The organism is Micromonospora sp. CB01531, from assembly GCF_001905095.1.
In the GTDB taxonomy this organism is placed as follows: Bacteria; Actinomycetota; Actinomycetes; order Mycobacteriales; family Micromonosporaceae; genus Micromonospora.
In genome coordinates this window covers 23496-36335 of the sequence record NZ_LWLS01000073.1, presented here as the reverse complement: position 1 = coordinate 36335, position 12840 = coordinate 23496, and the positions used below count along the sequence as shown (strand labels likewise).

The 12840-nt window shown below is 71.2% G+C and carries 12 protein-coding genes; 5 read left to right on the top strand and 7 right to left on the bottom strand.

Features of this window, described 5'->3' with window-relative positions; translation table 11 throughout:
• Positions 1–82: 82 nt before the first annotated feature.
• On the bottom strand, positions 83–1045 hold the full coding sequence (locus tag A6A27_RS21055) for a TIGR03557 family F420-dependent LLM class oxidoreductase (RefSeq protein WP_073836358.1): 963 nt from the start codon (positions 1043–1045) through the stop codon (positions 83–85).
• 237 nt (positions 1046–1282) lie between these two features.
• On the opposite strand from A6A27_RS21055, the gene A6A27_RS21050 reads away from it, so the two are divergent.
• From A6A27_RS21050 to A6A27_RS21030, 5 genes are all read left to right on the top strand, one after another.
• Positions 1283–2227, top strand: a complete 945-nt coding sequence (locus tag A6A27_RS21050) for an ATP-binding cassette domain-containing protein (RefSeq protein WP_073836357.1) — start codon at positions 1283–1285, stop codon at positions 2225–2227.
• Positions 2227–3075, top strand: coding sequence for a hypothetical protein (locus A6A27_RS21045; RefSeq protein WP_073836356.1), 849 nt, complete (start codon positions 2227–2229; stop codon positions 3073–3075). The genes A6A27_RS21050 and A6A27_RS21045 overlap by 1 nt, the downstream gene beginning before the upstream one ends.
• On the top strand, positions 3072–4364 hold the full coding sequence (locus A6A27_RS21040) for a sensor histidine kinase (RefSeq protein ID WP_073836355.1): 1293 nt from the start codon (positions 3072–3074) through the stop codon (positions 4362–4364). Before A6A27_RS21045 ends, A6A27_RS21040 begins: the two co-directional genes overlap by 4 nt.
• On the top strand, positions 4361–5035 hold the full coding sequence (locus A6A27_RS21035) for a response regulator (protein WP_073836354.1): 675 nt from the start codon (positions 4361–4363) through the stop codon (positions 5033–5035). The genes A6A27_RS21040 and A6A27_RS21035 overlap by 4 nt, the downstream gene beginning before the upstream one ends.
• Positions 5036–5151: 116 nt before the next feature.
• Positions 5152–5310, top strand: coding sequence for a cellulose binding domain-containing protein (locus A6A27_RS21030; RefSeq protein WP_083672750.1), 159 nt, complete (start codon positions 5152–5154; stop codon positions 5308–5310).
• A 108-nt stretch (positions 5311–5418) separates the two neighbouring features.
• On the opposite strand, the gene A6A27_RS21025 is transcribed toward A6A27_RS21030, so the two are convergent.
• The 6 genes from A6A27_RS21025 to A6A27_RS21000 form a co-directional block, all read right to left on the bottom strand.
• Positions 5419–6606 (bottom strand): DUF6596 domain-containing protein, encoded by a 1188-nt coding sequence (locus tag A6A27_RS21025; protein WP_241825370.1) that lies wholly within the window; start codon positions 6604–6606, stop codon positions 5419–5421.
• A gap of 66 nt (positions 6607–6672) precedes the next feature.
• Entirely contained in the window at positions 6673–7065 is a 393-nt protein-coding gene (locus A6A27_RS21020) for a YciI family protein (RefSeq protein ID WP_198940385.1), read from the bottom strand.
• Between the two features lie 113 nt (positions 7066–7178).
• The gene (locus A6A27_RS21015) at positions 7179–9392 is read right to left on the bottom strand and encodes an alpha-galactosidase (RefSeq protein ID WP_073836351.1); all 2214 of its coding nucleotides are present in this window, start codon (positions 9390–9392) and stop codon (positions 7179–7181) included.
• A complete protein-coding gene (locus tag A6A27_RS21010) occupies positions 9389–10297 on the bottom strand; it encodes a carbohydrate ABC transporter permease (protein WP_073836350.1) in 909 nt (302 codons plus the stop codon). Before A6A27_RS21010 ends, A6A27_RS21015 begins: the two co-directional genes overlap by 4 nt.
• Complete coding sequence (locus tag A6A27_RS21005; protein WP_073836349.1) at positions 10294–11250, bottom strand: carbohydrate ABC transporter permease; 957 nt, start codon at positions 11248–11250, stop codon at positions 10294–10296. Before A6A27_RS21005 ends, A6A27_RS21010 begins: the two co-directional genes overlap by 4 nt.
• A 22-nt stretch (positions 11251–11272) precedes the next feature.
• Entirely contained in the window at positions 11273–12601 is a 1329-nt protein-coding gene (locus A6A27_RS21000) for an ABC transporter substrate-binding protein (RefSeq protein WP_073836348.1), read from the bottom strand.
• Positions 12602–12840 lie beyond the last annotated feature (239 nt).

Genomic DNA, 12840 nt, shown 5'->3' with positions numbered 1-12840 from the left:
CAACAGGCAGCCGACTCCGCCCCCGAGGGGCCGGATCTCGGTGTTCCCGATACGCATGGACCCACCATCGCAGGTCGAGCGGTCACAGCGCGTGGAGCCGGGGCAACAGCTCCTCCTGCGCCCAGTTCAGGAACATCGGCTGGCTGTCCGCGCCCACCTGGATCAGCGCCACGTGGGTGAAGCCCGCGTCGACGAACTGCTTGAACGCCGCCACGTGCCGGTCCACGTCCGGCCCGCACGGGATCGACCCGGCCACGTCCTCCTCGCGCACGAACTGCGTCGCCGCGGCGAACGACTCGGGCCCGGGAAGGTTCGCGTTGACCTTCCAGCCCAGGCCGAACCAGCGGAACTGGTCGTGCACGATCTTGCGGCACTCGGCCTCGTCCGGGCCGTAGCAGATCGCCACCTGGCCGTAGCGTGGCCTGCCGGCGCCGCCGGCGTCGTCGTACATCTGGATCAGGTGCGCGTCGGGCTCGGTGGCGATCATGCCGTAGCCGTACTCGGCGGCGAGGGTGGCGGACTGCCGGCCGGAGGCGGCGACCGCCATCGGCACTGGGCGCTCCGGCCGGTCCCAGACGTACGCGTCGGGGACGTCGAAGTGGTTGCCGGAGAAGGTCAGCGTCTCGCCGTTGAGCAGGGGCCGGATGATCTGCAACGCCTCCTCGAACATCTCGTGCCGCTGCTCCACGTGCGGCCAGCCGCCGACCACGTGCTCGTTGAGGTTCTCCCCGGCACCCAGCCCGAGGGTGAACCGGCCGTCCGAGAGCACCCCGACCGTGCTGGCCTTCTGCGCCACCACCGCCGGGTGGTAGCGGCGGATCGGGCAGGTCACGAAGGACATCAGCCCGACCCGGTTGGTCGCGTGGGCGACCGCGCCGAGCACCGACCAGGCGTACGGGGAGTGACCCTGCGCGTCGAGCCACGGGTAGTAGTGGTCGGACATGACCAGGTGGTCGAAGCCGGCGGCCTCGGCGCGGACGGCGTGATCGACCAGGTGCTTCGGGCCGGCCTGCTCGCACAGGAGGGTGTAGCCGACGTTGACCATGGCGCGTCTCCTTTCCGGGCCGATCCTCATCGCATACCCCGCCCTGCGCCGGTCAACCCTGGTGTCCGCTTCGCGGCAGCCGTCCGCCCCGCAAACGCCGGCGGGAGGTACCGCGGTACCTCCCGCCGGCCCGGGAAAGCGACCCCGGTGCCGCTGCGGGCGGTGCCTGGTTTCCTACGGTGGTCCTGCGGCCGTCAGGTGGCCGTCAGACTGCACACCGAAAGCAGGGGCACGAGCATGATCGAGGTCCGTCAGCTGGTCAAGCGGTACGGGGACAAGACCGCCGTGGACCAGTTGGAGTTCACCGTCCGCCCAGGTGAGGTCACCGGCTTCCTGGGCCCGAACGGTGCCGGGAAGTCCACCACCATGCGCGTCATCCTGGGACTGGATGCCCCGACCAGTGGTTCGGCCAGGGTGAACGGTCGCCGTTACCGCGAGTTCGCGGCCCCGCTCCAGGAGGTCGGCGCACTGTTGGAGGCGCGATCGATCCATCCGGGGCGTTCGGCGGTGAGCCATCTGAGCGCTCTCGCGCTCACCCATGGCATTCCTCGGCGCCGGGTGGCCGAAGTGATCGAGCTTGCCGGGCTGGCAGCGGTCGCCCGCAAGCGGGCCGGCGCGTTCTCGCTGGGGATGGGGCAGCGTCTGGGCATCGCCGCGGCGCTGCTCGGCGATCCGCAGACCGTGATCCTCGACGAGCCGGTGAACGGGCTGGACCCCGAGGGCGTGTTGTGGATCCGGAACCTGCTGACCGGGCTCGCCGCCGAGGGCCGGACCGTGTTCGTGTCCTCGCATCTGATGGGGGAGATGGCGTTGACGGCGAGCAAGCTCATCGTGATCGGGCGCGGCCGGCTCCTGGCCGACACCACCGTGGCTCAGTTCATCCGCGACGCTGGTGGCCACAGCGTGAAGGTGGTCAGCGGCGACCCGGCCCGGCTCCGTGAGCTGCTGCTGGGCCCAGGTGTCGAGATCACCGGTGCGGCGGGCTCGGAGGAGCTTGAGGTCGTCGGACTGACGGCCCGTCAGGTCGGATCGGTCGCGGCGGACCACGGCATCGCCGTGTATGAACTGACCCCGCGGAGTGTCTCGCTGGAGGACGCCTTCATGTCCCTGACCGGCGACGCGGTCGACTACCACGGCACCACCACCGCTGCCCTTACCAGCACCCTCCGGAGCGCTTCGTGATGACCACGCCATCTTCCGCCCCCGCCGTTCCCGCCACCCGCACGGCCGAACGTCCCACCTACCGGGTGACCGGCGGCCGGGTGCTGCGCTCGGAATGGGCCAAGCTGTGGTCGCTGCGCTCCACCTGGATCACGCTGGGCCTGGCCCTGTTCTTCCTGCTCCTGCTCGGCCTCGTCCGCGCGACGACCTACAGCCCCGGCGGCCCCGGACTGGGCCCGGGCGGGGGCAACGGGGGCCCCGCCGCCAACGCGGTCAGCATCGCCCTGACCGGAATGAAGTTCGGCGAGCTCGCGCTCGGCACCCTGGGCGTGCTGCTCACCGCGGGTGAATATTCCACCGGCCTGATCCGCGCGACGCTGGCGGCAGTGCCCCGCCGCCTTCCAGTTCTGTGGTCCAAGAGTGCGATCTTCGGGGCGGTGGCCCTCGTCGTGGGCAGCGCTGGCGCGTTCCTCGCCTTCCTCGCCGGAGCGGGACCGCTCCAGGGTACGGACGTTGCGCTGTCGCTCTCGGCACCCGGGGTGCTGCGCAGCCTGGCCGGGGCCGGCGGATTCCTCGCGCTGGTGGGGGTGCTCGGCGTGGCGCTGGGCGCGCTGGTGCGCTCAGCCGCCGGCGGGATCTCGATCCTCGCTGCCGTCCTGCTGCTGGTACCCCTGCTGTCCGATCTGCTGCCGGACAGCCTGCGGGACGACATCAGCCCGTACCTGCCGGGCAACGCGGGCGGCTCGATGTTCGCCCTGCACCAGTCGGCGCACGCCCTCACCCCGCAAGCCGGGCTCGCCGTCTTCGCGGGCTGGACCGCCCTAGCGCTGGCGGGGGCGGCCTGGCGGCTGGCCCGGACCGACGCGTGAGGCTCTCAACCTCCACCGCGGCAACCGGCTCGGGCCACGCTCCAGTGTGGCCCGATCCGCTGCGCAGGGCTCACCGGGCGTTCCGCGCCCACCCCTGGTGGTTCGACACCCTACTGGCCGGGGCCATTCTGCTGTTCGGCCAGGTCAACTGGCAGCGGGAGCCGGCCATCCCGCAGGGCTTCGGCATCGAACTACCCGGCGCGCTGGTACCGGCCACGATCGCGGTCCAGTGCGCCGCCCTGGCCTGGCGCCGCCGCGCGCCGCTGGCTGTGTTCACCGTCTTCCTGGCCCTGTGTCTGGCGCACTGGGCGACCGGGGTGATCCCGCGCAGCGACGCCAGCCTGATGATCTGCCTGTACACCCTGGCCCGATACGCGCCCCTGTGGCTGCTGCCCTGGGCCGGCGCAACCACCCTGGCCGCGTTGCCGATCGCCGCCTTCCGGGTACCGCAGCTCCATCAGCAGTTCTGGGTCGGGCTGTTCTTCCTGACCAGCGCCGCAACCGCGGGCGCCACCCTGGGCCTGGTCGCCCGCGACCGACAGGCACGGCTCGCGGCGCTGGCTGAACGGGCCGCGCGCGCCGAGGCCGAGCGGGAACAGCGCGAACGGCTGGCCACCCTCGCCGAACGGGCCAGGGTCTCCCGCGAAATGCACGACATTCTCGGCCACAGCCTGGCCGTCATCGTCGGTCTGGCGGACGGTGGCGAGTTCCGGATCAGCACCAACCCGGCGGCTGGCGCCCAAGCCCTGCACATCATCGGCGACACCGCCCGCCAAGCGCTGACCGAGCTGCGCCGTACCCTGGACGCCCTCCGCGAGCGCCCGCTCGACGTGACCGCGACCGTGGCGAACGCCGAACTCAGCCCGCAGCCCGGCGTCGCCGACGTTGATCGGCTACTCGACCACGTTCGCGCCGCCGGACCGCAGGTCACCTACACGACCGCCGGCGACCTCAGGCATCTGGCCCGCGACCTGCAACTCGCGCTTTACCGGATCATTCAGGAAGCCACCACGAACAGCATCAAACACGCGGGCCCCCGCACCAGCGTGCGGGTCGCTGTCGAGGTCACCGAGCAGGAGGTGCGCCTCACCGTCACGGACACCGGTCCACCCGACCCGGCCCCCGCGCCGGTCGGCGACCGGGCAGGCCGAGGGCTCATCGGTATCCGCGAACGAGCGGCCCTGGCCGGAGGTTCTGCCACGGCCGGACCCCGGCCGGCGGGAGGATGGACCGTCCGCGCCATCCTGCCCCGCCTCGCCCGACCCTCGTCCCGACCGGAGCGACCATGACCACCGTTCTGATCGTCGACGACCAACCGCTACAGCGGCTCGGGTTCCGGATGCTGCTCGACGGCAACAGCGGAATCTCCGTCGTGGGTGAGGCCGAGCACGGCGCGCAGGCCATCCGGCTGGCCGCGCGACTGCGCCCCGACGTCGTACTCATGGACATCCGCATGCCGGGCATGGACGGCATCGAAGCCACCCGCCAGATCACCGCCTCGGGTGATCGCTCCCGGGTCCTTGTGCTCACCACGTTCGACCTGGACGAGTACGTCTATCAAGCGCTTCTGGCGGGTGCGAGCGGCTTCCTGCTCAAGGACGCTCGACCGGAGGAACTCCTCCACGGCATCCGGGCGGTCGCTGCCGGCGACGCGGTCGCCGCCCCCGCACTGACCCGTCGCCTGCTCGACGCATACACGCGCAACCCACCCGGAAGCGCGACCGGCACCGCCGGAGGCGGGATGGACCCGCGTCTGGCCCAGCTCACCGACCGCGAGCGCGAGGTCCTGCGCGACCTCGCCACCGGGCTGACCAACAAGGAGATCGCCACCCATCTCCACCTGGCGGAGTCCACCATCAAGACCAACGTCAGCCGGATCCTCAGCAAACTCGGCGCCCGGGACCGGGTCCACGCCGTGATCATCGCCTACGACACCGGACTCACCCGGCCCGCCCGCTGAGCACCCGCGATGATCCAACCCTTCGTCGCCGCGAATGTTGACGGCGGGAGGGATGCAGCCGACAGTCCGGGCTTGATCGGTATTGGCGCATCATCCTGTGGTGGGGATGACCACACCTGGGGAACGCCACGATCAGCAACAGCGGCACGGCGTACACCGCGCGCAACGTCGACTACAACGGCCTGCTGGGTGCCGGTGCCAGCACCGGCTTCGGCTTCCTCGGCAGCTGGAACGGCACCAACACCGCCCCATCCCTGACCTGCACGGCGAGCTGACCCTCCCGACGGCCTGGCCCGCCCGACCCGGCCGGCCCGGATCGGCGCTGTGGCGGTATTGCGCCGCCCGGATTACCGCCACCTCGCCGATCCGGAGTGGATCAACGATCAGCGCTGGGCCAGCCGGGCGGCGCGCATCTGCAGGTAGCGCTGCTCGGGGAGGCTGGTGGTCTGCCCGGCGGCGGCCCGGTAGTGGGCTACCGCGGCGTCCCGGTCGCCGGCCATCTCGTACAGGTGCGCCCGGGCCGCGTCGAGGCGGTGGTGCCCGGCCATCCGGGGATCGGCGTCCAACGCGGCGAGCGCGTCCAGCCCGGCGGCCGGGCCGTGCACCATGGCGGTCGCCACCGCGCGGTTGAGCGACACCACCGGGTTCCCGGAGAGGCGTTCCAGCACCTGGTAGAGCGCGAGGATCTGCGGCCAGTCGGTCTGCGCGGCGGTGGGCGCCTCGTCGTGCAGCGCGGCGATGGCGGCCTGGAGCTGGTACGCCCCGACCGGCCCGCGGGCCATCGCCCGGGTGACGAGCGTGGTCCCCTCGGCGATCGCGGCGGCGTCCCACCGGCTGCGGTCCTGGTCGGCCAGGGAGATCAGCTCACCCGACGGGCCGGTCCGGGCGGCGGCGCGGGCCTCGGTGAGCAGCATCAGGGCGAGCAGGCCGGCCACCTCGCTGTCGTCCGGCAGCAGCGCGTGCATGGCCCGGGCCAGCCGGATCGCCTCCTCGGACAGGTCCACCCGGCGCAGGTCCGTGCCGAGGCTGGCGGTGTGCCCCTCGGTGAAGATCAGATACAGCACGTGCAGCACCGCCGCGAGGCGGGACTCGCGCTCGCCCTCGTCCGGCATCCGGAACGGCAGCTCGGAGCTCCGGATGCGCTGCTTGGCGCGGCTGATCCGCTGCGCCATGGTGGGCTCGGGGACGAGGAACGCGCGGGCGATCTCGGCGGTGGTGAGCCCACCCACCGCCCGCAGCGTCAGCGCGATCGCCGAGGCGGTCGACAGCGTCGGGTGGCAGCAGAGGAAGAGCAGAACCAGGGTGTCGTCCCGGTCCGAGATCAGCGGCTCGTCCGCGGCCGGCGCGGTCCGCCGGTGGTCGCCCTCCCGCCGGGCGGCGCGGTCCTCCCGGTCCCGCCGGGCGGCCTCCGCCCGGACCAACTCGATCATCCGGCGGTACGCGACCTGGACGAGCCAGCCGCGCGGATTGTCCGGCAGCCCCTGCGCCGGCCACTGGGTGGCCGCGTCCAGCAGCGCTTCCTGCACCGCGTCCTCGGCGGTGGCGAAGTCACCGAACCGGCGGGCGAGCACGCCGAGGACCTGCGGCGCCAGCTCGCGCAGCAGGTCCTCGACGGTCCGGTCCAGGGTGCCCAGCGGTCAGATCTCCTGTGGCGGCGCCGACATGATCGGGTGCACCTCGATCGGCATGTTCAGCGGTCGCCCGCCGGGCCCGGGCGCGGTGGAGATGTGCGCGGCGATCTCGACCGCCCGCTCCGGCGTCTCGCAGTCGACGATCCACCAGCCGGCGAGGAACTCCTTGGTCTCCGCGAACGGCCCTTCGGTGACGACCGGGGCGCCGCCCTCGCCAGCCCGGACGATCCGCGCCTGCTGCGGCCCGCCCAGGCCCTCCGCCTGGACCCACTCCCCGTCGGCGGTGAGCTTCGCGTTGACCTCACCCATGAACCCGATGTGCGCCCGGATCTCCTCCGGCGTCCAGGTGTCGATCGACGGGAAGTCGGCCCCGGCGGCGCTGAACTGCATCAGCAGCATGTACTTCACGGTTCGCTCCTCACGCCTGTGCACCGATTCTCGGCGCTTCCACCCTGAGGTAGAAGCTGCCACTCCGGTTCTCGACATCCGGGGCGGAGAAATTCCAGGAATTCTCAGCCGACGGCGGTGACCTCCAGCAGCAGCGCCTGCTCGGGGTGCAGGGCCGGCAGTTGGAGCCCCACCGAGGCGAGCACCGACCCGCCGAGGGTCACCCCGTCGGCCGAGGCCAGCCAGGCCGGTGGGGTCAGCTCCAGCACCGCCGGCTCCGGCAGCCCGGCCGGCGGCCGCACCCGGTAGCGCCGCGCCGGATCCAGCCCCGGCAGGCGTACCGGGCCCGGCACCTGCGCGACCGAGGTGGTCAGCCGGGAGATCGCGTACACCGCGTGGGACCGGTCATGGGCGACCACGCCGTGCGCCTGGACGGCCGGGTCGGGGTGGTCGACCCGGACCACCCGGCCGCCGTGCAGCAGCGGACGCAGCCGCTTGTGCAGGGCGACCCAGGCGGCGAGTTGCCCCCGCTCGGCGGCGGTGATCCCGCTGATGTCCCACTCGATGCCGTGGTGGCCGAAGAGCGCGGTGACCGCCCGGAAGCCGAGGTCGTGCACGCGGTGGGTGGTGTGCGAGCGTTCCGGTCCGATGTGGGTGCCGACCAGTTCGGGTGGGAGCAGCAGGCCGGTCCAGCGCTGGATCGACAGCCGTTCCAGGGCGTCGTTGCAGTCGCTGGCCCACACCCGGTCCGTGCGGCGCAGGATCTCCAGGTCGACCCGCGCCCCGCCGGACGAGCAGCTCTCGATCTCCACTGCGGGGTGGCGAACCCGCAGCTCGTCGAGGAGGCGGTAGACCGCCACGGTCTGCGCGTGCACCCCCGGCCGGCCGCCGTGCCCGGCCTCGGTGAGGTCCCGGTTGTGGTCCCACTTCAGGTACGCGATCCCGTCGTGCTCCGTCAGCACTGCGTCCAGCCGGCCGAGCAGGTGGGCGTACGCGTCCGGGTGGGCGAGATCGAGCACCTGCTGGTGCCGCCACTCCGGCGGCAGCCGGCCGGGCGCCTGGAGCAGCCAGTCCGGGTGGGCCCGGAACAGGTCCGAGTCCGGGTTGACCATCTCCGGCTCCACCCAGAGCCCGAACTGCATCCCGTGTCCGCGGACGTGGTCGATGAGCGGTTGCAGCCCGTCCGGCCAGACGTCGTCGTCGACCCACCAGTCGCCGAGCCCGGCCCGGTCGTGCCGGCGGCCCCGGAACCAGCCGTCGTCGAGCACGTACCGTTCCACGCCCACCTCGGCGGCCCGGTCGGCGAGGTCCCTGAGCCGGTCCAGGTCGTGGTCGAAGTAGACCGCCTCCCAGACGTTGAGGGTCACCGGGCGGGGTGCGCGCGGGTGCTGCGGGCGGGCCCGCAGGTGGGTGTGCAGCACGTCGCTGAGCCCGTCCAGCCCGTCGGTCGAGTGGACCGCGTAGAGCAGGGGAGTGGCGTACTCCGCGCCGGGGGCGAGCACGATCTCGCCTGGGGTGAGCAGTTCGCCCCCGCCCAGGGCGGACTCCCCGGTCGGGCGGCGTTCCGCCACCGTGACGTGGTCGCCGCTCCACGCGGTGTGCACCGCCCACACCTCGCCGTGCCCGAAGCAGAATCCCGGCGTGCCGGCGACGAGCAGCAGCGTGGCGTCGTGGCCGGTGCGGCCGTGCCGGCCCTCGCGTACCCAGGCGCCCATCGACCACGGGTGCCGCTGCGGGGCGCGTTCCCGGCACCAGCGCCCGGTCAGGTCGAGCAGTTCGGTGGCGACCGCCGGCACCGGCAGCACCGGGGTCAGGTCCCGCACCTCGTACGGCCGGTCGCCGTCGTTGCGCAGCCGGTGCCGCAGCATCAGCAGTCCGGTCGGGTCGAGCGTGAGCTCGACGGTCAGGGTCAGGCCCGCGCCCGGGTCCGCCGCCCGCACGGTCACCCGCGCGGCCCCGGCCCCGTCGAGGTCCCGCTCCGCCCCGGATACGCGCACCGCCTCCCCGCCCCCCGCCACCCGGCTCGGCTCCGGGGCGACGTCGACGACGTCGAGCCCGTCGAGGCGGAAGGCGGTGGACCAGTCCCGACCGTCGCGGTGGCCGGCCAGGCCGGGCCGGCCGCTCCAGCCGGCGCTGGATTCGGGCAGCAGCGACAGCACCGTCGGCGCATCGAAGCTGCTCGGCACCACCGGCGCGATGGTGGCGTCGACCAGGGCGGGCAGCTCGTCGGCGGGGAGCGGGCCGAGGTCGGCGCCCCAGTGCACGACCCGGGGCAGGCCCGGGCCGCGCGCGTCGAGCACCAGGCTGGTCCGGGCCCGGCGCAGGTGCAGGATCGTCATCCTTTGCTGGCTCCCAGGGTCAGGCCCCGGACGAACTGCTTCTGCAACAGGAAGAAGATCACCAGGGTGGGGATCGCGACCAGCACCGAGCCGGCCGAGACCAGGTTGTTGTCGGTGAAGAACTCGCCGCGCAGGTTGTTCAGCGAGCTGGTCACCGGGAACTTGTCGCCGGTGCGCATCAGCACGGTGGCCCAGAAGAACTCGTTGTAGATCCAGGTCACCTCGAGGGTGGCCAGCGCGGCCAGGGCCGGCCGGCACAGCGGCATGGTGACCTGCCAGTACTGCCGCCACACGCTGGCCCCGTCCACCATCGCCGCCTCGTACAGGTCGTGCGGCAGGGCCTTCATGTAGTTGCTCAGCACGAAGACGCAGAAGCCGCACTGGAAGGCGACGTTGACCAGGATCAGCCCCCAGTAGCTGTCGTAGAGCAGCTCCGAGTCGCTCATCCAGGCCGGCAGCGGGATCTCGGTGAACATCCGGAACAGCGGGATCAGCAGGGCCTGCTGCGGCAGCAGGTTCGCCGCGGTGAACAGCCCGAGCAGCACGAGGTTGAACTTCCAGCTGAACCGGGCGATCACGAACGCCACACAGGAGGCGAGGAAGAGCGTCAGCAGCACCGCCGGCACCGTGATGTAGACGGAGTTGAGGAAGTGCTTGCCGAACTCCGCGGTCCGCCAGGCGGTGACGTAGTTGTCGATGGTCCAGCCGCCGAGGGAGACGTAGCCGTGGGTGGCGGTGTACTCGTAGGACCGCAGCGAGGTCAGCGTCGCCCAGAGGATCGGGAAGAGCCAGCCGACGGCGACCGTACCCAGGAAGAGGTGCAGGACCACCCGGGCGGGCCGCAGTGGCCGGCGGCGCCCGGCCGGCGCGGTGGCCGTGGTCTCCCGGGTCAGGACGGTGGTCATCGCCGGCCCTCCCGCATCACGGTGGCCAGATAGAGGGTGATGAAGACCAGGGAGACGACCAGCATGATGGTCGCCAGGGCGGAGCCGAAGCCGATCCGGCTGGCCTCGCCCACCACGTTCGCGGTGACCAGCGCGGAGATCAGCTCCAGCCCGTTGCGGCCCTTGTTGATGACCCACACGAGGTCGAACGCGCGCAGCGACTCGATCACCGTCACCACCAGCACGATGATGTTGATCGGCCGCATGACCGGGAAGACCACCCGGAAGAAGGTGCTGGCCTCGGAGGAGCCGTCCACGGCGGCCGCCTCGCGCAGCGACGGGTCGACGCCCTTCAGGCCGGCCAGATAGAGCAGCATGATGTAGCCGACGTGCCGCCAGCCGGCGGCGACGAGCACCGCCCAGATGTTCACGTGCGGGTCGCCGTACCAGTCGGTCTGGGTGCCCAGCAGCGCGTTGAGCAGGCCCTGGTCGCGGCTGTAGATGAGCTGCCAGACGAAGCCGATCAGCGCCAGGGAGAGCACCACCGGCAGGTAGAGCGCGGTCTGGTAGAAGCGGCTGCCGCGCAGTTCCTTGTCGAGCAGCACGGCGAGGAACATCCCGAACGGGGTGGCCACCACGAACAGCGCGGCCAGCCAGAGCAGGTTGTTCTGGATCGCCGGCACGAACGGCGGGTAGATGTTCACCACGTCGTCGTAGTTCTTCAGGCCGACCCAGTCGATCTCGCTGAACGGTCCGATGCCGTCCCAGTTGGTGCCGGAGAGCAGCACGGTGGCCAGCGCCGGCAGCCAGACCAGGCCGACGACGAGGAGCATGGGTACCAGCACCATCAGCGTGATCACCACGCGGTCGGTGCGGGACAGGAGCCGTAGCCGCCGGCGGCGACCACTCGTGGTGGTGGTCGCGGCCGGCGGTGGTACGGCGCGATCCGCTTGGATCAGGGGCAGGTCGGACATGGTGTCCTCCTCCCTTCCGCCGTCAGCTGGTGAAGATCGACTTCTTCTGGTTCTCGATGCTGGTGAGCAGCCCGCTGATGTCCTTCGGGTTCTTGATGAACTGCTGGAACGCCGGGATGATCACCGTGGAGGCGAAGTCCGGCCGGGTGTCCCGGTCGAGGAACTGGGCGATCTCCGTGGCCGAGCCGACCAGTTCGGCGGCCTTCTTCTTCAGCGCGGTGTAGCCGCTGGTGTCTCCGCCGCTGTTGGCGACCAGGGTGCCGGGGTCGCCCTTCACCATGATGTTCGCGGCGTCGACGCCGCCGATGTAATCCAGCAGCTTCTTGGCGTTGGCCTCGGACTTCGGCTTGCGGGCCATCATGTAGCCGTCGATCGGCGCGTCCAGGGCCTTGGCGCCGATGGTCGAGTCGATCTCGGGGAAGGTGAAGAAGTCGATGTCGTCCTGCTCGTTGTCGTTGAACTGCTGGGCGACGAAGAGGCCGAGCAGGTACATGCCGCTCTTCTTCTGCTGCAGCGACTGGGCGGCCTCCTGCCAGGTCCGGCCGAGGGCGTCGGGCTGGTGCAGCGGGAGCAGGCCGGCCCAGGTGTCGAAGACCTTCTTCACCTTGTCCGAGGTCCACGCCTCCTTGCCCGCCATCAGGTCGACGTGGAACTGGTAGCCGTTGATCCGCAGGTTGAGGATGTCGAAGGTGCCCATCGCCGGCCAACCGTCCTTGTCGGCAAAGGCGATCGGGATGAGACCATCCTTCTTCATCTGCCCGGCGAGCGTGGTGAGGTCGTCAAGCGTCGTCGGCACCTGGTAGCCGTGCTGCTGCCAGACCGACTTGCGGTAGAAGACCGCCCACGGGTAGTACGACGCGGGCACGAAGTACTGCTTGCCGTCGTCGCCGGTGGATGCCTTCTTGAACGCGTCCGAGAAGCCGGTGAGCTTGCCCCAGACGTCGCTGACGTCGCCGGTCAGGCCCTTGGCGGCGAAGAACCGCATCCGGTAGCCGGCGAACCAGGTGAACACGTCGTCCGGCTTGCCCTGCAGGTAGTTGTTGATGTTCTCCTGGAACGTGTTGTGGTCAACCGTGTTGATGTTGACCTGGACCCCGGACGAGCTCTGGAAGCCGGCCGCCAGCTTGGCGAGGACGTCCTTCGGCGTCGGGTCCGAAGCGTTCGAGCCGACGGAGACGGTCTTCGAGCCTCCGCCCGAGTCGGAGTCGGAGCCGCAGCCGGCGAGCAGTCCCGTGCCGAGCAGCGCGCCCGCGCCGGCCGCACCGGCGAGCAGCGAGCGGCGATTCAGGCCGGCGACGGACGGGGGCACGAGTCGGGCGAGGTAGTCGGCTTGCGATCGGGGACGGGACATGGTGCCTCCTGCGGGGAAGAGGTGCGCTGCGTCCAAAAGCCGTGATGGTGGGATGGGTGTTCGCGCCGGCGGTGGATCAACCGCGAATCCACATGTCCGAACACAAACAGCCGGTGGCGGTAGAAGCTACCCCCTGGTTCCGCGCTGTCAAGGGGGGAAGCGGACAGCGATAACCCAGTTGTGACATGGCCGAGACCGGACAACCGTGGTAATCCCTGTCGATGTTGGAAAGTGTTGAC

Coding starts and splice junctions, on each gene's coding strand:
- A6A27_RS21035 (WP_073836354.1), top strand. CDS start 4,361: ATGACCACCGTTCTGATCGTCGACGACCAACCGCTACAGCGGCTCGGG.
- A6A27_RS21045 (WP_073836356.1), top strand. CDS start 2,227: ATGACCACGCCATCTTCCGCCCCCGCCGTTCCCGCCACCCGCACGGCC.
- A6A27_RS21015 (WP_073836351.1), bottom strand. CDS start 9,392: ATGACGATCCTGCACCTGCGCCGGGCCCGGACCAGCCTGGTGCTCGAC.
- A6A27_RS21005 (WP_073836349.1), bottom strand. CDS start 11,250: ATGTCCGACCTGCCCCTGATCCAAGCGGATCGCGCCGTACCACCGCCG.
- A6A27_RS21010 (WP_073836350.1), bottom strand. CDS start 10,297: ATGACCACCGTCCTGACCCGGGAGACCACGGCCACCGCGCCGGCCGGG.
- A6A27_RS21050 (WP_073836357.1), top strand. CDS start 1,283: ATGATCGAGGTCCGTCAGCTGGTCAAGCGGTACGGGGACAAGACCGCC.
- A6A27_RS21000 (WP_073836348.1), bottom strand. CDS start 12,601: ATGTCCCGTCCCCGATCGCAAGCCGACTACCTCGCCCGACTCGTGCCC.
- A6A27_RS21055 (WP_073836358.1), bottom strand. CDS start 1,045: ATGGTCAACGTCGGCTACACCCTCCTGTGCGAGCAGGCCGGCCCGAAG.
- A6A27_RS21020 (WP_198940385.1), bottom strand. CDS start 7,065: ATGCTGCTGATGCAGTTCAGCGCCGCCGGGGCCGACTTCCCGTCGATC.